Origin of the sequence: Hymenobacter duratus (genome assembly GCF_014698995.1) — a bacterium.
GTDB classification, from domain to species: domain Bacteria; phylum Bacteroidota; class Bacteroidia; order Cytophagales; family Hymenobacteraceae; genus Hymenobacter; species Hymenobacter duratus.
Genome location: NZ_JACWZZ010000004.1, coordinates 113,285 through 133,472 on the forward strand (window position 1 = coordinate 113,285; position 20,188 = coordinate 133,472).

General features: G+C 61.1%; 14 protein-coding genes. 4 read left to right on the plus strand and 10 right to left on the minus strand.

Annotated elements, in window-relative coordinates; all coding sequences use genetic code 11:
- Window positions 1-48: 48 nt before the first annotated feature.
- Together IC231_RS16555 and IC231_RS16560 are read right to left on the minus strand one after the other, a co-directional pair.
- Window positions 49-2,049, minus strand: a complete 2,001-nt coding sequence (locus IC231_RS16555; RefSeq protein WP_190785610.1) for a PAS domain-containing sensor histidine kinase — start codon at window positions 2,047-2,049, stop codon at window positions 49-51.
- Between the two features lie 125 nt (window positions 2,050-2,174).
- Window positions 2,175-2,993 carry a DUF547 domain-containing protein gene (locus IC231_RS16560; protein WP_190785611.1) on the minus strand — a complete coding sequence of 273 codons (819 nt, stop codon included), beginning with the start codon at window positions 2,991-2,993 and terminating at the stop codon, window positions 2,175-2,177.
- Window positions 2,994-3,278: 285 nt separating this feature from the next.
- On the opposite strand from IC231_RS16560, the gene arsS reads away from it, so the two are divergent.
- Window positions 3,279-4,325: an arsenosugar biosynthesis radical SAM (seleno)protein ArsS gene (gene arsS / locus IC231_RS16565; protein ID WP_190785984.1), complete on the plus strand. Its 1,047-nt coding sequence runs from the start codon at window positions 3,279-3,281 to the stop codon at window positions 4,323-4,325.
- Between the two features lie 88 nt (window positions 4,326-4,413).
- Window positions 4,414-4,677, plus strand: coding sequence for a hypothetical protein (locus IC231_RS16570; protein WP_190785612.1), 264 nt, complete (start codon window positions 4,414-4,416; stop codon window positions 4,675-4,677).
- A gap of 17 nt (window positions 4,678-4,694) precedes the next feature.
- Here the strand turns inward: IC231_RS16570 and IC231_RS16575 are convergent, their stop codons facing one another.
- The 3 genes from IC231_RS16575 to IC231_RS16585 all read right to left on the minus strand — a co-directional run bounded on the left by IC231_RS16575 (window position 4,695) and on the right by IC231_RS16585 (window position 7,190).
- Window positions 4,695-5,276, minus strand: coding sequence for a phosphatase PAP2 family protein (locus IC231_RS16575; protein WP_190785613.1), 582 nt, complete (start codon window positions 5,274-5,276; stop codon window positions 4,695-4,697).
- Entirely contained in the window at window positions 5,273-6,214 is a 942-nt protein-coding gene (hemF, locus tag IC231_RS16580) for an oxygen-dependent coproporphyrinogen oxidase (protein ID WP_190785614.1), read from the minus strand. The genes IC231_RS16575 and hemF overlap by 4 nt, the downstream gene beginning before the upstream one ends.
- A 454-nt stretch (window positions 6,215-6,668) precedes the next feature.
- Window positions 6,669-7,190, minus strand: a complete 522-nt coding sequence (locus IC231_RS16585; protein WP_190785615.1) for a GNAT family N-acetyltransferase — start codon at window positions 7,188-7,190, stop codon at window positions 6,669-6,671.
- 97 nt (window positions 7,191-7,287) lie between these two features.
- On the opposite strand from IC231_RS16585, the gene IC231_RS16590 reads away from it, so the two are divergent.
- Entirely contained in the window at window positions 7,288-9,486 is a 2,199-nt protein-coding gene (locus tag IC231_RS16590; RefSeq protein WP_190785616.1) for an alpha-ketoacid dehydrogenase subunit alpha/beta, read from the plus strand.
- A 108-nt stretch (window positions 9,487-9,594) separates the two neighbouring features.
- On the opposite strand, the gene IC231_RS16595 is transcribed toward IC231_RS16590, so the two are convergent.
- Complete coding sequence (locus IC231_RS16595) at window positions 9,595-13,755, minus strand: T9SS type A sorting domain-containing protein (RefSeq protein ID WP_190785617.1); 4,161 nt, start codon at window positions 13,753-13,755, stop codon at window positions 9,595-9,597.
- Window positions 13,756-13,962: 207 nt separating this feature from the next.
- Window positions 13,963-16,482: a translocation and assembly module lipoprotein TamL gene (tamL, locus tag IC231_RS16600; RefSeq protein WP_190785618.1), complete on the minus strand. Its 2,520-nt coding sequence runs from the start codon at window positions 16,480-16,482 to the stop codon at window positions 13,963-13,965.
- A 50-nt stretch (window positions 16,483-16,532) separates the two neighbouring features.
- On the opposite strand from tamL, the gene IC231_RS16605 reads away from it, so the two are divergent.
- Window positions 16,533-17,264: a TrmH family RNA methyltransferase gene (locus IC231_RS16605; RefSeq protein ID WP_211539132.1), complete on the plus strand. Its 732-nt coding sequence runs from the start codon at window positions 16,533-16,535 to the stop codon at window positions 17,262-17,264.
- 100 nt (window positions 17,265-17,364) lie between these two features.
- Here the strand turns inward: IC231_RS16605 and IC231_RS16610 are convergent, their stop codons facing one another.
- The 3 genes from IC231_RS16610 to IC231_RS16620 are packed head-to-tail and all read right to left on the minus strand — an operon-like array spanning window position 17,365 to window position 19,904.
- Complete coding sequence (locus IC231_RS16610; protein WP_190785620.1) at window positions 17,365-18,504, minus strand: outer membrane beta-barrel protein; 1,140 nt, start codon at window positions 18,502-18,504, stop codon at window positions 17,365-17,367.
- A gap of 13 nt (window positions 18,505-18,517) precedes the next feature.
- The gene (locus IC231_RS16615) at window positions 18,518-19,342 is read right to left on the minus strand and encodes a hypothetical protein (RefSeq protein ID WP_190785621.1); all 825 of its coding nucleotides are present in this window, start codon (window positions 19,340-19,342) and stop codon (window positions 18,518-18,520) included.
- Window positions 19,323-19,904, minus strand: a complete 582-nt coding sequence (locus IC231_RS16620) for an RNA polymerase sigma factor (protein ID WP_190785622.1) — start codon at window positions 19,902-19,904, stop codon at window positions 19,323-19,325. The genes IC231_RS16615 and IC231_RS16620 overlap by 20 nt, the downstream gene beginning before the upstream one ends.
- Window positions 19,905-20,188 lie beyond the last annotated feature (284 nt).

Sequence of the window (20,188 nt, forward strand, 5' to 3'; positions counted from 1 at the left end):
GGGGGTTCCCGATATTCTGAAGCATGTCAGGTGTAGTGCCGAGAATGCCTACTGTCTGTGCGGCCAGGCCTGCGCGGGCAGCACCACGGTAAACGTGGAGCCTACGCCGGGCTGGCTCTGCACGCTCACGTGGCCCCCGGCATTCTCGGCAATGCGCTTCACCATATACAGGCCCATGCCGGAGCCCTCTACGTGGGTATGCAAACGCTGAAACAGGCCAAACAAGCGGGCTTGCTGCGTCTTGTCCAGCCCCAGGCCATTGTCCTGGACTTCCAGCACCAGCGCGGTGCCGGCGCGGTGGCACTGCAGCTGCACCAGAGGCGGCCGTTCAGGATGATGGTACTTCAGGGCATTGCTGAGCAGGTTGTAGATGATGCTGCGCAGGTGTTTGGGGGCAAAGTGGATAGCGCAGTCATCGGCTACCGCTACGGTCAGGTGGGCCCCGGCCGCCGCCATTTTCGGAACCAGATCCAGCCGCACCGACTCTGCCAGCGCCCGCAGGTCTACTGCTTCGGCCGGCAGCTCCCGGGCCTGCTGCAGCTGGGCCACATCGGTGAGCTGGGCAATGGTGAGCTGAAACCGTGCTACGGCCTGCTCAATCATGGTCAGCAGGCGCGGCACCAGCGGATCGGTGCCCGGCGCTAGGGCCAGCTGCTCCTGCAGCGCCACTATCAGGCCTTCCAGGTTGGTAATGGGCTCACGCAGGTCGTGCGAAGCGGCGTAAATGAAGTTGTCCAGGTCCACGTTGGTGCGCACCAGCTGTTCGTTGGTATGCTTCAGGTCGGTGATGTCGATGGCGGAGCCCACGTACCCGTACAGCTCGCCGTTGGCATAAAAGCTGGGCGCGCCCTGGGCCAGCAGCCAGCGGTACTGCCCGTCGTGGCGGCGCATGCGGTGCTCGAGCACATACAGGGAGCGGTTGCGAATGGCCGTTTCCAGGGTGCTCTGGGCCAGCTCCAGCTCTTCGGGAAGGAGGTAGGCTGCCCAGCCCGTGGCCACGTATTGCTCCAGACTCACGCCCACAAAGTCCAGAAACGCCTGGTTGGCGTAGCGGATGCTCGAATCCGGGTTGACGGCCCACACTTGGTTGGGCGCGGCGTCGGCCATGATGCGAAACCGGGCCTCGCTTTCCTGCAGTGCGGCCGTGCGTTCCAGCACACGGGTTTCCAGCTCCTGGTTCAGTTGTTCAATCTGCTGGCGCGCCCGCACCGCGCCTGTCACGTTGTAGGAGAAGTTGAGCACTCCGGTTATCTGGCCCTGGCCGTCGCGCAATGCCAGGAAGAAGAAGTCGTAGTAGACCTGCTGCAGCTGGCCGGTGCGCATAAAATCGGCCTGAACCGGTAGGCCGGACGCAACGAACGGCTCACCGGTCTGGTACACCCGGTCAAGCTCGTCGAGAATGCCATGGCTGGCCAGCTCAGGCCAGACCGCGCGAATGGGCTGCCCCAGCAGCTCGCGCCCGTTGGCAACGCGCAGGTAGTGAGGGTTGACGAGCGTTAACACCTGGTTGGGCCCCTCGTGCACGGCCACGTGGGCGGGTAGCTGCATGAGCACCTCATAGAAACGCTGGCGCTGGGCTTCGGCTTCGGCACGAGCCGCCTTTTCGGCGGCCTGCGCCTCGCGCAGGGCCACCTCCACGGGCGAGCGGGGCTGGTCGGCCGTGTCGGTGAAGCTCACCCACAGCCCGTCGCCGGAGCGGCGGGCGGCCAGGCGGTAGTAGTTGTCGTAGCCGTCGGCCTGGTAGTTGATGTTGTATTCGCGAGGCTCGCCGCTCACAAAGGCATCCACATGAAAGTCGAACGTGCCGTGCGCGATACTATGGGGCCACTGCTGGTTGTGCGTCACGGTGGGCACCTCCGGCATGCGCATCATGCGCTGGGCCGCCGGGTTCAGGTACACAAAGGTGAAATCCACAATCTCGCCTGTGCCAGCCGGACTATAAATGGGCGTATAGTAGATAATACCCGTCATCGACACAGCCAGCAGGTCTGCCAGCGCGGTAGCGGGCGGCAGGGAGCGGAGGGGACCCGGAACCGGCGAGACGGTCATAATACGCAGAGAAGGAGGGACGGGAAATCGGAGCGGAGCACAGGCAGACTACCTGACGAGCCGTAGTGCATTTTGCCACCAAGATAAGCACCGCATCCGCTATAGCTGCTGCGCGGCGGCCGCGCCTACTGCTGGTTCAGCTGCCAGTTGTAGTCGAGGTAGCTGATTTTGGCGTTGCTGTCCATTTTGGCGGCGGCGTATCGGTTCACCCAGCCGGCTACCGTTTGCCCGTTGTCGGTCCAGTCGCTCTTGTACCAGTCGAAGTACCTGGACAATTGGGCCGAAGACTTGCCGGGCTTGTTTTTATCCGGATTGTTCAGAAAGTCGCGGCCCTGCTCATCGAGCTGGCTTTCCAGCCGGGCCGCCGTGTAGGCTTCGGGCCGCAGGCGCGGGCAACTGACGGCGGCGCAGACCAGCGCGAAGTGAATGCGCGGATCGTTGTACCGCTTGCGTATGATGCTGTGCTCAATATTGTCCAGGCTCATCTTCTCGCCCCCGATGGAAAAGAATTTGCTGGCCCAGGGCGTGGTCACAAGCGGAATCTGGATTTTCGTGCCGATGTCCTTGATACTGCGCACCGGGTAGTGGTCCAGCACCAGCCGGATGGTGTAGGCATTGTAGGCATTGATCCAGTAAGCCATTTGCTCCGCTTTGCTCCAACTGGCCGCCGGCGGATTCCGGCTCAGCAGCTGCAGGTACTGGTTGAAGGCCCCCTGGTCGGTTTTCCAGGCTTTGTAGTTGACCAGCCCCTTTTCGTTGACGTACTTTTTCAGGAGCTTATCGAACCCACTGTGGTCGACTCCGGCCGCTGCCGGGGCTGCGGGCACAGGAGCCGCGGGAAGGCGCGGTATGGGTGGCAGGCTGACGAAGGCGCTGAGAATCAGTAGGGAGCTGGCCGCTACCAGGCGCGCCGTGTTGCGAAAAGAAAGCAGGAGTAGTTGCATGGCCGGGCATATACGTGCGGCAACAGCGGAAAAGGTTTAGCGCCCGGTTTTTTGGGTTGCTTTTTCGTGGCGCCAGGCCCTTGTTCTTGCCGGAGTATGGCACGGCCACGCTCATCCGGCAACCCGAGCGGAATAGTTGTTGCTGGCATTTTTATTAAGGTTCCGGCAACTAAATCGGTCTGCCGCTGCTTTTCGTACATCGGCGGCCGCTCCGTTTCCCCGATATTGGAAGCCAATTAGTCCGGCTTTCCCGACTTCTTCCCGCTGCTGCCACGCTTACTGATGATAAAATCCCTTCAGGCCACCAACCATCAACTCGCTGATTCGGCCTTTCAGCTCACGGTGCTTCGTCAGGAAGTAGCCGATACGCTGCACCTGCCGCTGTTTCATGAGCAGCTCCGGGGTGCCGGCCTGTTTCCGCTTACTCCGGTAGAGCCGGCCGTGCTGCAAATCAACGTGGGCAAGATGTGCAATCAGGTGTGCCGACACTGCCACGTAGATGCCGGCCCTGACCGCAAGGAAATCATGACCCGCCAGACCATGCAGTATTGCCTGGATGCGCTGGCGCAGACGGATATTCCGGTAGTAGACCTGACCGGCGGGGCGCCCGAAATGAACCCCGACTTCCGCTGGTTTGTGGAGGAAATCAGCCGGCTGGGGCGCAAAGTGCTGGTGCGCTGCAACCTGACTATCATCGTAGCCAACCGGAAGTACCATGACTTGCCGGATTTTTTCAAGCAGCACGGGGTGGAAGTCGTAAGCTCGCTGCCTTTCTACACAGCCGAAAAAACCGACCGGCAGCGTGGTAACGGCGTGTTTGAGGATTCCATCCGAGCGTTGAAAATGCTGAATGCCGTCGGCTACGGGCAGGAGGGCTCGGGGCTGGTACTGAATCTGGTGTATAATCCGGCCGGTGCTTTCCTGCCTGGAGGCCAGAAAGGGTTGCAGGACCAGTTTAAGCGGGTGCTGCTCAAAGACCACGGCATCGTTTTTAACGAGCTGTTTGCCATCACCAACCTGCCCGTGAGCCGCTACCTGGACTACCTGATAGAATCCGGCAACTATGCGGGCTACATGGAAAAGCTGGTTAACGCCTTCAACCCCGTGGCGGCGGCCGGCGTGATGTGCCGCAATACCATTTCGGTGGGCTGGGACGGAGGGCTCTACGACTGCGACTTCAACCAGATGCTCGACCTGCATGTAGCCAGCCCGGTGCAGCACATCCACGACTTCGACGCGGCGGCCCTGTCCCGGCGTGGCATCGTCGTGAACCAGCACTGCTACGGCTGCACGGCCGGCGCCGGGTCCAGCTGCGGCGGTACTGTGGCGTAGCGGCTTCTTGCCGCCTTGTGTGGCAAGGCCACTAGGCAGCTAGAGAAATACACTTTTCGTACCCCGGGCAGCTGATTTGCCATTTGCCATGAGCTACTTCCACCACACACTGCTCTCGTTCGGCTTCACCCAGATCAGGGAGGGGTTTTACACCCGGCCAGTCGGCCCGAAGGCCGGCGGCACGCTTTATTGCAGCACGCAGGAAGATGACCGGCCGCGCAAGCTGCTGCTGTGGCAACCCCAGCGGGTACTGCTGCAAGGCGACGTGGTAACGCTGCAGGCGCTGGAACAGGTGCTGCGGCGAGTGCTGGGGCCAGAGGCTCACACTCAGGACCCCGGCCTTTCAGTATAGGAGGCCGTGAGGTTGGGCTACAACGGCTGGTTTTCCGGCCACCACTTCGCGGCCTGCCGCTTGTAGAGCATGGCGCACAGCCAGGCCAGCACGCTGCCGAGCAGCGCACCGGCCAGCACATCAGACGGGAAGTGGGCTGCCAGATAAATCCGGCTGTAGCTCACCACCACGGCCCAGGCCAGCAGCAGCCATTTGGCAATCCGGAAGCGCCGCGGCAGCACCAGGGCCATGAATACGGTGAGGGCAAAGGCATTGGCCGCGTGCGACGACATGAACCCGAACTGCCCGCCGCAGCCGTTCACCAGGTTCAGCGTAGCCGACAGGTCGGGGTTGTGGCAGGGGCGCAGGCGGGCGAAATACGGCTTGAACAGCCGGCTGGAGATACTGTCGGCCAACGCAACGCTCAGGCCCAGCAGCGGCAGCAGCAGATAGGCCCGGCGCCCAAACAGATACGCCAGCAGCACGAGCAGCACGAAATACGCCGGAAACCACACGAAACGCTCCGTGAAAAACACCATCAGCGTGTCCATCTTGGCCGTGTGGTTGCGGTTGGCTGTCAGCAGCAGCCAGTTGTCGAAGGCTTGTAGGGTCTCGATCAAGCGGGGCGCGACGTTTCGGTGAACCAATCGACGCCTTTACGCAGCCAAGCCTGGGTGGCGGCTTCGGGCGAGCCTGGTTCGATGGGAAAATTATAGTGCCATTCGCACTGTGGCGGCAGGCTCATGAGGATGCTTTCGGTGCGGCCACCGGTTTCCAGGCCGAAGCGCGTGCCCCGGTCGAAGGCCAGGTTGAACTCAGCGTAGCGGCCGCGGCGCACCAGCTGCCAGCGCTTCTCCCGCTCGGTGTAAGGACGGTCGGCGTTCAGGCGCAGCAGCGCACAGTAGGCTTCGCCAAACACCCGCCCCACGGCCTGAATAAAGGCAAACAGTGCGTCCCGGTCACCGTCCTTGCCCACCGTGAGGCGGTCGAAGAATATACCGCCGATGCCGCGGGTTTCCTGGCGGTGCGGCAGGAAGAAGTAGTCGTCGGCCCAGGTTTTGAAGCGGGCGTAGTAGGTGGGGTCGTGGGGCGCGCAGGCCGCGGCAATCTGCTCGTGAAACCAGCGGGCCTGCGCTTCGTCCACATAAATCGGGGTCAGGTCGAGGCCGCCGCCAAACCACACTTCGCCGTTGCCGGCCTCGAAGTAGCGCACGTTCATGTGGGCAATGGGCACCTGCGGGCTGCGCGGGTGCTGCACCACGCTCACGCCGGTGGCAAAATACTCAGGGTTTGGCATCAGCAGCACACGGGCCGCCTGTTCGCTCATGGTGCCCTGCACTGCCGAAAAATTCACGCCGCCTTTCTCGATGATGCTGCCGTGCGTGAGGACCCGGCTGCGGCCGCCGCCACCGCCGTGGTGCTGCCAGGCATCTTCCTGAAAGCGGCCCGTGCCATCGGTGGTTTCCAGCTGCTGGCAGAGCCAGTCCTGAAACCGGCGCATCCAGTCGGCCACCGTTTCGCGGAAGGAAGCGGCGGCAACCGGCGCGGGAAAAGGCATAGCAGAAGCGGAAAGTGTAGCGTACATGGCAGCAGGGCGTTGGTTCAGGGCAAACGTCGGCCGTGAAGGGTAAAGGCAACTCGAAAACTGACAAAGTCAGGAAGCCGGCTTTTTTGCTGCCGGTAAAGGTAGAAATTTCCAGGGGTGCCCGGCACTGGCCGGGCACTGGGTGAGAGAAGGGCGTAACTGAAAATAGTTGCAGCAATCAGCCGGCTGGGGCTTTATTGAAGAACGTTGCCGGGGTTGGCATCCTATCCGACTCTCCTAACCCTGTCTGTGCCGGTTGGATGATAATGAACTGGCTGCCAGGGCTGCCAAAGATTCCAGGCCGTAAACAAGACTTCTACCTGAACTGGTAGAAGTCTTGTTTACGTGATGCTTCGACCAGCTCAGCCTGACAATTTCCAACCACTCTCCAAGTTGAAAACCGGTATTTCCTCATGGACCGAAACGCCTACACCATCTTGCGCAGCAGCAGCAGCTCCAGCGGCTGCTTCGGGATGCTGGGGCTGGCGTGCAGCGGAAACGGCTGCACCTCGCCGGTGCGTTGGAAGCCCAGCCGCTCGTACCAGGCAATCAGCTCGGCGCGCACCGAAATGACGGACATCAGTACGTCGGTGAAACCTGCCTGCCGGGCCTGGGCCTCGGCGGCGGCCAGCAGCTGCCGTCCGATTCCCGCGGCCTGCCGCGTGGGGTCCACGGATAGCATGCCCACGTACAGGTCGGGCGCCTCGGGCTTGGTATAGACGCTGCCTACCAGCTCGCCGGCGGCGGTGCGGGCCAGCAGGAAGGTGGCGCCGGGCGCGGCCGAGAGCTGGCGCAGGTCGGCTTCATCGGTGCGGGGGCCGTCGAGCAGGTCGGCTTCGGTGGTCCAGCCCTGGCGGCTGGCCTCGCCGCGGTAGGCGCGGTTTACCAGCGCTGCCATGGCCGGAATATCAGATTCGGCGGCGAAAGAAATGCGTAGGGCAGGCAACATGCCGCAAAGTTAGGGCTTCAAACCGGCGCCTCGTACCACCCAAGCCGGGCATTCGTTCGGGAAGCCGTAATTTCGCCGGCCAACCCATTCCCCATCCATGCCCACGCACGCTGCCCCACTCCTGGAACCTGACTTTATCACCGCTCAGCCCGACCGTACCACGCTGCGCCGGGCCTACCGCCTGATGCGCACGGCCGACGAAATGGCCCGCCTCTACGAAGAAAACAAGGCCGTAACGGCCAAATACGTGCACGCTACGGCCCGCGGCCACGAAGCCATTCAGCTGGCCGCCGCCTGCCAGCTCGGTGCGCAGGACTATGCCGCGCCCTACTACCGCGACGATGCTCTGCTGCTGGGTATGGGCCTGACGCCTTACGAGCTGATGCTGCAGCTCATGGCCAAGCGCGACGACCCGTTTTCGGGCGGCCGCACCTACTACAGCCACCCGTCGCTGCGGCGGGCCGGTTTCCCCGTTATTCCGCACCAAAGCTCCGCTACCGGCATGCAGGCCATTCCGGCCACCGGGATGGCGCATGGCATCAAGTATCTGGAAAGCCAGGGGCTGGCGACAATTAGTAAGGAGCAATTAGTAATTAGTGATTCGCCAACTGTTCCAGATTCGGAAGAGGCGGAACAGCCAATTCTTAATTCTTCATTACTAATTACTAATTCCCAAAAGAAGCCGCTGGTGCTGTGTTCCATCGGGGATGGAGCCATGACGGAAGGCGAAGTAGCGGAAGCGCTGCAGATGGCCGTGCTGCACCAGCTGCCCATCATCTATCTGGTGCAGGACAACGACTGGGGCATTTCGGCCACGGGCCGCGAAATGCGGGCCATGGACGCCTACGAGTTTGCGGCCGGCTTCAAAGGCCTGCACCGTTTGCAGTTTGATGGGGCCGATTTTCTGGCCAGCTACACCGGCATGCAGCAGGCCGCCGACTACGTGCGCCGCACCCGCGGCCCGGTACTGGTGCACGCTAAATGCCCGTTGCTGGGCCACCACACCAGCGGCGTGCGCCGCGAGTGGTACCGCGGCGACGACCTGGCCACGCACACGCTTAACGACCCGCTGCCCCGCTTTCATCAGCAGCTGCTGGAGCTGGGTTTCGCCGAAGAAGAGTTAAGCAAGCTGGGCGCTGAGGCCCGCGCCACCGTGCTGGCTGACTATCAGCGGGCCCTGGCCGCGCCTGCCCCCGAGCCCGCCACCTTCGCCGACCATGAGTTTGCCCCGCCCGTCGTGACCGAGGAAGCGGGGGAGCGTACTCCCGCCGGCGCCGAAAAGGCCCTGATGGTAGACGCGGCCCTGCACACCGTGGACGACATGCTGCGCGAGTTTCCGGAGGCGCTGTTCTATGGCCAGGACGTGGGCGGCGAGCTGGGCGGCGTGTTCCGCGAGGCGGCGCTGCTGGCCAAAAAGTACGGCGACGCCCGCGTGTTCAATACGCCCATCCAGGAAGCCTACATTGTGGGCAGTACGGCCGGTATGAGCGCCGTGGGGGCCAAAGCCATTGTCGAAATTCAGTTTGCCGACTACATCTGGCCGGCCCTGAACCAACTCGTGGAAGAGCTTAGCAAATCGTGCTACCTCTCCAATGGCAAGTTTCCGGTGCAGAGCCTGATTCGGGTGCCGATTGGGGCCTATGGCGGCGGCGGGCCCTATCATTCGGGTTCCATCGAAAGTACGCTGCTCACCATCCGGGGCATCAAGGTGGTCTATCCGAGTAACGCCGCCGATATGAAAGGCCTGATGCGCGCGGCTTTCCTCGACCCCAACCCGGTGGTGATGCTGGAGCACAAAGGCTTGTACTGGAGCAAGGTGCCCGGCACCGAAGAGGCCAAAACCGTGGAGCCCGCCACTGGCTACGTCATTCCGCTCGGCAGGGCCGCCATTGCGCAGGAAGCCGCCGCCGACAAGCTCCGCAACGGCGAAACCTGCGTGGTCGTCACCTACGGAATGGGCGTGTACTGGGCCAAAACTGCCAGCCGGCAGTTTCCGGGCCAGGTGGAAATCCTGGACCTGCGCACCCTCAACCCGCTCGACTACGAAGCCGTGGAAGCTGCCGTGCGCCGCCACGGCAAGGCCCTGGTGTTGACGGAAGAGCCGCTTATGAACTCCTTCGCCGAGAGCCTGGCCGGCCGCATCCAGCGCACCTGTTTCCGCCAGCTCGATGCGCCGGTATTCACGCTGGGCGCCGCCAACCTGCCCGCCATTGCCCTCAACGTAGAGCTGGAGCGCCAGATGCTGCCCAACCCTGATAAAGTAGCGGCAGCGCTGAATGAGCTGCTGGGCTATTAGCCGCAGAGAACAAACGCGCCTGCCAACTGGTCTACTATGGCCGGCACAAACAAAAAGGGCTTCCGATGAATCGGAAGCCCTTTTTGTTTGGCTGTGAAAACTGAGCTGCTAGTTCTTCAGCAGCTTCACCAGATAGTTCTGGCCCTGGCCGCTTACGCGCACCAGGTAGGTGCCTTTGGCATAGCCAGCCACCGGGAGTGCCACTTCGCGGCCGCCCTGGGCCTCGAAGCGGGTCATCAGTCGGCCATCAGCGGCCATGATTTCCACCGCATACGTGGCCGCTGGCAGGGCCAGCAGATCCAGCGTAGCGTTGTCGACCGTTGGCGAAGGGTACACCGAAATGGCGGCTACGGTGGCTTTGCCATCGAAGCTGACCACCCGCACCTCACTCACGGATTCCTTGCCGTCCTGGTCTACCTGGCGGAGGCGGTAGTAGCGCGTGCCCGCGGAAGCGCCCACGTTTTTGTCTGTGAACGAGTAGTCGGAACGGCGGCTGGTGGTGCCTTTACCTTCCACCGTGCCAGCCACCACAAACGTGCTGGCGTCGGCGGAGCGCTCCACCAGGAAATGGGCGTTGTCTTTCTCCGAAGCAGTAGCCCAGGTTACCAGCGCGTCGCGGCCGGCCGCCTTGGCCTGGAAGCTGATCAGTTCCACGGGCAGGGGGGTCACGACGGTCAGCAGGCGGAAGTCGGCGTCGCTCTGCGTGGCAACCCGCTTAGGCAACGACGAGGGAGAGCCGCCGTAGGCCGGGTCATAGAGGTCAACCAAACCGTTCCGGTTATCATCGTGGAACCAGCCGTTGTTATCCGAGGAGTCCAGGAAGTTAGGAACGCCGTCTTTGTCGGCATCCAGCATCCATAGAGGCGCCTGCGTAGCTCCGATGCCCGAAAGCGTGTAGTAGCCCGCCCGGGCAGGATTCGCAGTGGTCCAGGCAGCAGCGCGGCTTCTGTAGTCGTCCACCGACTGGCCGTTGTGGTTGTCGTCAAAGCCTTCTACCCAGTCCGGGAACCGGTCGTCGTCAGCATTGGCGTCGATGTAATCGACAACCCCCGTGACGTCGTAGTGCGCATCGTAAGGAACAACTACGCCGCCGCCGCTTGCATCGAAGCTGTCGTCGATACCGTCGCCATCCGCATCATTGCCGCTTACGGCGCGGTAGCCGGCCGTCGACTGTCCTTCCCGAATGTCGAGAATACCGTCGTTGTCCGAATCCAGATCCTGGTAGTCAGGACGTCCATCACCGTCGGTATCTAGGCTTGGGCCACCGAATGCGGGCGTTGTGTCCGGGTCAGCATCGTTGTGCTGGCCGTCGCCGTCCGAGTCGTTGGCGCTGCCGGCAACGAAATAGATGCGGCCTTCCTGGTCCGACTGCGAGTTGAACAGAGACCCGCTGTTGGCTTCGCGCATGTCGGAGATGCCATCGTTGTCTGAATCCAGATCCAGATAGTTCGGCAGCGCGTCCCCGTCCAAGTTGATCAGGAACATAGAGGTGTAGCCGGCTCCTGAGTCCGGGTCAACGGCATTAACGATGCCATCGGCATCCGAGTCGTTGGCGGAGGCATAAGCAGCCGGGTAGTTGCCGTTATAAGTTGCATTGGGCAGCAGGACGCCACGGGAAGCCTCCAGCTGATCCGGAATGCCGTCGTTATCGGCATCCAGGTCGCGGTAGTCGGGCATACCATCGGCGTCAGAGTCACGGAACGCATCATTGCCGGCTCCGGGCTGTAGCGGGCGGTTATCCAAAATTCCATCACGGTTGGCATCACCAGCCGTAATGATGGCGGCCAGAATACGACCCTGAATGTCGGAGTCGGACGGAACCAGGCCTCCCCAGCGCTCAATACCGTCGGGCAAGCCGTCGTTATCCGCGTCCATATCAATGTAGTCGGGCAGGGTGGCTATAGCGCCGGGGTTCGTCAGGGAATTGGTTGACGAGTTCCAGGCGTAGAGCAGGGCCGTTGAGCCGCTGAAGTCGGGGTCGAAGCGGTTATCGATACCGTCGCCATCGGCATCAGCCCCGAGCGGAGCACGGAACGCCAGACCGTTGCCGGCGGCAGCCCGCCCGGCGGGAGCAGTGATGGAAGACTGCACCTCGAACAAGTCGGCAATGCCATCATTATCCGAGTCACGGTCCATGATGTCCAGTACGCCGTCACCGTCGTGGTCCAGGTTGGCAAAGATGGAAATACCGCTGTTGCTGCTGGTCTGGGCGTTCTGTGGCATACCGCGGGCACCGGCAGAATTACTAACCGCACCCGTAATGCGCCCGGTGCGTGGGTCGTAGTTGGCCACGGGCTTACCGTTGTTAGCCTCAATAGCATCCGGCAGGCCGTCGCCATCGGAATCGGTATCCAGGTGATTGGGAATGCCGTCCTGGTCGATGTCGAAGTAGTCGTTCATACCATCGGCATTCGTGTCGCGCCATGCGCCACGGCCCTGCGGGGTCACGTAGCCGCCATCCAGATAAATCGGAACGCCGGTACCATCGGTCTTGACCACACCATTGAGCGTGTAGGTCTGTGGATTAACTCCGTAGCTCTCATCCACATCCTTGATACCGTCGTTGTCGTCGTCCACATCAACCGCATCATCAACACCGTCGCCGTCGAAGTCGCAGTTGTAGTTATAGCTGTATACCTGCTCGCTAGCGGCGGAAATAAAGCCATACGTCCAGGTATTGACCATATAGGCATTGCCGGCCTGGTTCGTGGCATCTCCCCAGCGGTGTACGCCGTTGTCGGATATCACGCCATCTAGGCGCTGGTTGCTGTTGTCGGGAGCTGCCGGAGATGCCGGGAAGTTGGTCGTGCTGTTAGCCGTCAGATTCGTATCATCCCAGTACAGTCGGTCGTAGTAGGCATCGCCACCCGAGGAAGGCCGGATGTTCTGCACCCGGAAGCCATCGGGGTTGCCTTCGGCGTCGAAAATGGGGAAGTTGACCGCCGCACCCGTGCTGGTGAATGAGAGACGTACGGTGGCGCCGGTGGCCACTGCGGCGTTAGACGCATTCAGGCCATTCCAGGAAGAGGTAACGGGCACACCTGCCGTCGTCACAACCTGCTCAATCAGAACGTCGTCGCCATCTTTCACTCCGTTGTTGTTCAGGTCAACGAGGATATTGACGCTGCCGGTTTCACTGCTGACAGTGGTGAAAGCGGCCGAGCCCCGGCTGAGGATAGAGTTGCAGAACGACTGGTAGGTCCGGGCGAACGTTGGTACAGGGGCACTGGGCCAGATAGCGGCGTCCGGGTCGTTCACAAAGTTGGCGTACTGCGGATAGGCTAGGTCAGAGGTCTGGCTGCGACGGCGCTGCGCTACCGTAGTCCGGCCCGTGCCCGAGGTAGCACCAAACTCATTGGCTACGAAGAAGAAGTCAAGCGGCCGCATACCGGCCAGCTCCAGCTGCTTCACGTAGTAGCGGTTGGGCGTCTGGGCGCTTTCAATCAGCGTGTACATCTTGAAGTTAGCCGACAGCCGGTTCTGGAATGCTCCGGCACTGCCCGTAGACGCGTACGAGGAAAAAGCCCAGTATTTGCTGAACAGCCGGCCTTTCTTTTCAACTCCTCCGGCATCCTTCACCGTGAAGTCCCAGAAATCGTAGTGCGATAAACGGCCGTTATCGGTAAGGGCGTCTTCGTTCTGCTGGGTAAACTCAATATAGAAATCCTGCGCCTGGCCCGTGTTGTTCGTATAGGTCAGGGGCACGTAGCCCAGTGGGTTGAGCAAGGACTGCGGGCCCAACTGGTTCTGCTGAGCGTCGACAATCACACCGGCCTGGGGCAGCCCGTTCACCGTGGTGAGTAGTGGGGAACGGTTGAGGTTGTTGTTGGCCGCGTTGTTGGTCGAGTCGCGGTACAATTTGCTCTGTTTTACAATGGTGCCCGCATTGGCACCGTAGCGCAGCGTCAGAATCAGGTTGCGCTGTCGGCCGGCGTTGTTACCTGATACACCTTGTCCGTTGTAGATGCGGTGCACGCCGTAGTTGAGCGTTTCGCCGGGATTGAGGCGCACGTACAGCCGGTGGTCGGGCGAGAACGTACCGCCATCGGCCCAGGTGCTCGGCTTCAGAAACCCCTTTGATACTAGATTCGGGTTGTTCGAGTCGTGGATAAGAAAGCCCGACCGGTCGTTGCGCACATCCGTCATGGCAAATGATTGGCTATTCGGCGTGAGTTCCCGGGAACCCTCCGCATGACCATCATGCAGCCCGAACAGCCCGGCACCCAGCGCAACGAAAGCTGCACTACACAATCGTAAGTGTTTTTTCATTTATTTAAAGAAAAAAAGAAGTTCAAATTGTGGATTACCAGGAAAATACAACGGCTGGTAATTCGGCAAAAGTAGTAATCAATCAGGATGTTAGCTTGCTTTTTTTCAAAATAAATTCAAAAAATAATGCATAACCCCCTGCAGCCAAGCCGTTACCGATAGTAGGTAAGCCGCAAGTCTGCAGGGGGAAAGAAGAAGACCGAAGGCCTAGAAAGGATACCCGATTCCCAGGTTAAACGCCGTCTGGTCCTGGCTCTTGAACAGGCCGGCGTTGCGGATAGCCCACTTGCTGCCGGGCGCCGTGGGGTCGTAGACTTTGGTGGCTACATCGAGGCGCAGGATGAGGAACGTAAAGTCGAAGCGCAGGCCGAACCCGGACCCTACCGCAAACTCCTGATAGAAGCGGTTGAAGTTGAACTGAGCGCCTGGCCGCTGGTCGTCGGGTTGCAGGGCCCACACGTTGCCGAAGTCAGTGAACACCGCCCCGTTGATGAAGTCGAAGAGCGGAAAGCGGTATTCTACGCTGCCTTCCAGCAATAGTTCGCCTGGCTGCTCGATGTTGTAGTTGCGGATCAGATTGCCACTCTCGTCGCGCTTGGGCGTGACGCCATCGGTGTCGAGCACGTACGACGTGAACGTGCCTGGCCCCAGACGGCGCGGCTTCCAGGCCCGGACGCTGGTGCTGCCGCCCGCGAAGAAGTACTTGTCATAAGGAATAACACTGTTGCTGGGCCGCAGCGGCTGGACGATGCCTCCGTTCAGGCGATACACGAAAAACGACTTGGGCCCGAGTTTATGGTAGCGTCGGTAATCCGTATTCAGGCGGTAGAAATCCGTCACCCGAATACCATTGCCATCCTTGTTGAGCAGGTCCTGGTACAAGGGGCGTGTGATACCACCCACCTCCGCGAAAACCCGAAAGTACCGCGCGTCACGAGTCTGGTTGAAATCGTTGGAATTGTATAATGAGGTGAAACTTAGGCTTGGGACAAATTGACGATTAAATGTAAATTCTGCGGCCTGGCGGTTGGGAAACCGGCTAACTAATTCATTAAAGAAAGCTTGGTCTAAATAAGGTGTGTTTACTAGGCTCAGATCAACAGGAGTGAAAACGTATTGATGAAAAGCCGACCGCTGCCAGATATAGTCAAAAGTGCCTTCCAGGTTGGTGCGGGTGTACTCCGGCCGGCTTACGAAGTTGTAGCCGATGCTGATGCGGGTGCGCGGGTTGTAGCGGGTAAGAAACCCGCTGTTCCGCCACGGCACCAGAAACTGCGGCAGCACCAGGTTGATGTTGGCGCCGAGCTGCGTAGTCAGCTGGCTCTTAAGCTGCTGCTCATCGTCGTTGCTGGCCAGCTCGTACTGGCCTTCAAAGCCGGCCCGAAGGCCCAGTTCCAGCACTTCGGCCCCGCCGAACGGGTTGCGGGCTTTCAGGCGCAGGTTGCCGAACGGGCCCGGCAGGTTTGCCACGTACGTCCCGCCAAATTCCACGGTTTCCTGGTAGCGCTTGGCCGGAGAAGCCGAAACCACGGCATCCAGCTCATGGCGCAGACTGTCCTCGGCGGTGCGGGGGCGTACCCGAACGTAGTTCACTGTGGTGAAGCGAAAAACGTCGAGCTGGCTGATCTGGCGCTGCGTGGTCTGCGTGTTGGTCAGGTTGTAGTAGTCGCCGGCATGAATGGCCAGTTTGCGGTTGAGCAGCCGCGTGCTGATGCGGTGCCGGAAGGCCAGGAAATAAGTCGAGTCCTGCACGATGGTATCCCGCTTCTGCCCGAAGCGGACTGTGCCGGCATCCGTAATGAAGCGCACCCGCCGAATAGTGTAGCGCGGGTGCGCCAGCTCGGTGGCCGGACTGGCCACCATGGTGCGGAGCCGCACCGTGGTGGGGGCGTAGCTCGTATCGGCCTCCAGCGTGATGTACTGCTGGCGAAAATCAAAGTAGCCGTCGTCCTTGAGCAAAGCCTCAATCCGGGCGCGCTCCTGCCCGATTACTTCCTCGTCGTACTGGTCGCCGACGTGCAGCAGCGTGGCGGGCTGCGACGCCAGCACCCGCCGTGCCACGGCCGTATCGGCAATGTCGTAGTCGAGCTGCGAGTAATGGAAAGGCGCATTTTCCGTGACGGTATACGTAACCGTTACGCGGCGGCGGTGCAGGCTGTCGGGGCCGCCCAGCAGGCGGCCCAGCGAGAAGCGCCGGTCGGCCAGCGTGTCGGTGTAGCGCATGTGGCTACGGAAAAAGCCTTTCGATTTAAGGAAGATGGCAATCTGCTCCGCCGTCTGGCGCGTCAGGGCCGAGTCGTAGATGACTGGGGGCTCGCCCAGCCGCATAATGGCATTGCCCTTGTCGAGGGCCAGCTGCAGGCGACGGGTGCGCCGCTCGCGCTTGGTCAGCAGCTTGCCTACCTGCGACGAGTCGGGGCGGGCATCCAGAATGCGCTGATCAAAGAGGGCGCGGGTGTCATCAAGCTTGCGCTGCAGCCGGTCGGGGTTGTAGAAGCCGCGTCCTAGCTGATAGATTGCTAGTTTTGGCAGCGGAAAGCGGCTGTTGGGTTTCTGGCGGTACAAGGCCTGAATCCGTTCGGCATCAGCCTGCTTTACTCCCTCAAGCTGCACCTTGCTCAGCAGCTGCTGCTTGGGCCCCAGCAGGCGCAATGGCGAGCAGCCCGCTGCCAGTAGTAGAAAGCCAGCCAGGGCCGGCAGGGCGTAGCGGCCCGTTTTATGTATCATCTGAGGCCCTTTGGGGCGTCTGTTCAGCACAATATATGGTCTCAAAAGCAGTGACAAAATACGTACACGCGCTGCACCTGAAAAAGTATCGGCTCCGGCACGGCGCTTTTCTGGTGGAAGGCGGCAAAAGCGTGCTGGAGCTGCTAAGTTCCGGACTTCAAACGGAACGCGTGTTTGTAACGGCTGAATTTGCGCTAAAATTACCTGCTCAGCTTGCGCAAAGCCTTGTGGAAGTAGTCAGTGAGGACGAACTGACTCGCCTCGGAACCCTGGCCACCAACAACACCGCCCTGGCTATTGCGCGCCTGCCCGCCGAGCCCCCGCTGCTGCCTGGCGCCACCAGTGGCCTGTTTCTGGCCCTGGACCAGGTGCGCGACCCTGGCAACTTGGGCACCCTCATTCGCCTGGCCGACTGGTACGGCCTGCCCGGCGTGGTGCTCTCCGAAACCTGTGCCGACCCGTGGGCGCCCAAAACGGTGGCCGCTACCATGGGTTCGTTTACACGGGTGCCGGTATGGCAGCGCGAGTTGCCTGGCTGGCTCAGCAGTCTGCCCGCTGGCCTGCCCGTGTATGGCGCCGACCTGCACGGCGACAATGTGCACGGTCTCACGCTGCAGCCCCAGGGCGTGCTGGTGATGGGTAGTGAAAGCCATGGCCTCACGCCGGAAGTGGAAGCCTGCCTGACCCAGCGGCTGCATATTCCGGGCCGGGGCCAGGCCGAAAGCCTGAACGTGGCCATTTCCGCCGCCATCCTGCTTGATAATTTTCACCGAAACGGGTAAATGGTTGTGAATTAGGCCTGCACGCCGAAGATCCGCAAAGCAAAGAAGCCCTCGACATGCAAACGTCAAGGGCTTCTTTGCTTTGCGGAGCTACAGTTGCTTAGTCGAAGTCCGACAGGGAGATGCCGAAGCTCAGGACGTTGGCCTGCGGGCCGCGGTTGTCTTTGAACATCTCATTCAGGTTGTATTTGGCGAAGAGCGTCACGCTGCGCAGCCCGATCAGGCCCTGCACACCGTACTGGAAGTCTTCGAGGTTGTATGACCCCCGGTCTTTGTCTTTGCGGGTGCTGCCTTCCTGCTCGTATTTAATCTTGGTGTGCGACGCCAGACGGTAGCCAACAAACCCGCCGGCTCCGATGCGGAACGCACTGTTGTGCTTGTCGTCGCGGAAGTTGAGCACAGGCATCAGGGGCAGGTTGATAACCGTCGTAGCCAGCTTGCTTTTCTCCAGATTCAGGTCCCGGTCATTTACTACATACGTCGTGTTGTTGGCCGCCAAAAACCGGTTGTTGTTATCGAGCATGTAGTTGTTGAACGACAGCTCCGGACCGGTCATGATGTAGAGCGGACTGCGGCGGCTGCCTATTCGCTGGATGTAATGCCAGTTCAGGCTGACGTAGCGGGAACCCATGGTGCGCAGGTCCAGGTTGGGCTCGTTTACCAGATTCTGCTTGTTTACCAGGGCGTTCAGGCCCAGGTCGATGCTGAAGTCGCTACGGCCCGACCGGTCGGCTTTGGCCTGGCGCTTGGCTGCGGCCAGCGAGTCGTCTTTGGTAGTGCTGCCCAGATGCACCGATACCCGGTCGCTGCCATCTTCGGCGGCATTTTCTTCCACTTTCACCCCAAACAGGCGGCCCATGCTCACTTCTACCTTGTCGCCGCCTTTGCGCGGGGCATTGTCGTTGTGCAGCGTGATGCGGATCTGCTCGGGTACCTGCTTGCCGGGCTGGTCTTTGGCAGGGTAAAACTCCATCGTCACCTGCTCCGACTTCGACGACTTGCCGGCGGCTTCTGCTTGGGTGATGTACTTATCCAGCAGAATCATCAGCGAGTCGAGCTTGTAGTTGCGCAGCTCGCGGAGCTGCTGCTTGTTTTTGACGAACAGCGTCATGGTGGCCTGGTTGGGCAGTTTCACCAGAATGGTATCGTCGAGGTGAGCAGGGGCAGTAGCGTGGGCCGAGCAAGGCGCGGCCAGAACCAGCAGCAGGAAGGCGGCCAGCAGGGCGGAGAGGCGTTTCATGACAGGAAAAAAATTAGAGTTGTATCACTTTGGTAAGCGTGCGGCCGGCCACGCGGGCCTGCACCGTCACGGTTTCGGGCAGTCCGGCATCAGCCAGAGTCACCCGGTCGCCGCGCACTGCGCTGCGGCCCAGGCGCAGCAGCTGGCCCAACCGGGGCCGCGGGCCGGAGTCTGCCTGGTGAGCGGCCGTGGCCACGGCCGTTTCCGCATCACTGCGGCGGACTTCCACCTCAATCGGGCCGGTAGCAGCCAGCGCCGTAGCCTGACGCGGTACTGAAGGGGCTTCCACTGGCTCCGAAATACGCTCCGGTTGCGTTTTTGGGAGGGCAGTAGCTAGGGCTTCAGGAGCCGGCGCATTGTCTAGGGCTTTGGAAGCAGCAGTACGCTTGGAGCGGTTTGCCGAAACCGGCTCGGCGGCCAATTGCCGGGCCGGCAGGTGCGCATCCTGGGGCTGGCGGGCGGAAGGAGCGGGGGCTTCAGCAGAGGCTTCTTTCGAGGTGGTAGATGCAAGCGCCTGAGGTGGGGTTGCCTGGGTTTCCGTGGCATCAGCCGATTTTTTTTCGGGTTGGGCGGCGGCTGCGGGCTGCGCGGTCTTCTGTTGAGGCGCAGTGGCCAGCGCCCCTTCGCCGGAAGGCACCGAGGAGCCCAGGTGCAGCCAGAGCACACCACTTACCAGCAGCAGTGCCACGCTGGCCGCGGCCGCCCACAGCCAGAGCACGGGGCGTTTCTTTTCGGGCTGCAGCTCTTCTTCCAGCTGGTTCCAGAGGTAGGCAGGCGGGGTGGGCGCGTGCTCCGCGAGACGGTCGCGAAACAGCTTATCAATATCTTCCGGTTGCATACAGTTCTTTCGGTGAGGAGATGGAGGATACGGCCTGCTGGCTGGCCGCCGCGAGGCGGCGCTGGAGCATGGCCCGTGCCTTACTGAGCTGCGACTTGCTGGTGCCCTCCGAAATACCGAGCAGCTCGCCGATTTCGGGGTGGGTGTAGCCCTCCAGGGCGTACAGGTTGAATACCGTGCGGTAGCCGGCCGGCAGCTCCGAGAGCAGGGCCAGCATATCGTCGGCGTTGAGCTGGCTTTCGGCGGTGGCCGCCGTGGCCGGCACGTCGTAGGTGAGGTCGTCGATGGACAGGTGCAGCGGCTCCTTGCGGCGGAGCTGCCCCAGTGCCTCGTTCACCATGATCCGGCGAATCCAGCCCTCAAACGAGCCTTCGTGCCGGTACTGGTCGAGGGCCCGAAATACCTTTGCAAAACCTCCAAGCATGGCCTCTTCGGCATCCTCGCGGCGGCGCAGGTAGCGCAGGCACACCCCCAGCATCAGGCCTGCGAACCGCTCATAGAGCAGCTTCTGGGCACGGCCGCTGCCTTGGCGGCAGGCAGTGATGAGGTCAGCGTCAGTCACAGGTTCGAAGGTAAGGTTTGCGTCAGGAGCAGAGCGTTTGATGGGGTAGATGCAACCTTTCCGGGGGCGGTTGCCTCAGCGGCTGACTTTCCTGCTGAATTTTTTATGCGCTTTCTGAATGTGTTCTTCATGTAATTGTACACCAAGTATTTACACTTGGTGGTATATGGTAAGCCAAAGTGAATGAACCAATATAAATGCATAAAAAGACCACTCACTTTTCAGCACATTCCGCCAGAATGCAGATAGTTGCCGAAAAGAAAGTGGCCGGATGCCGCGCCAAA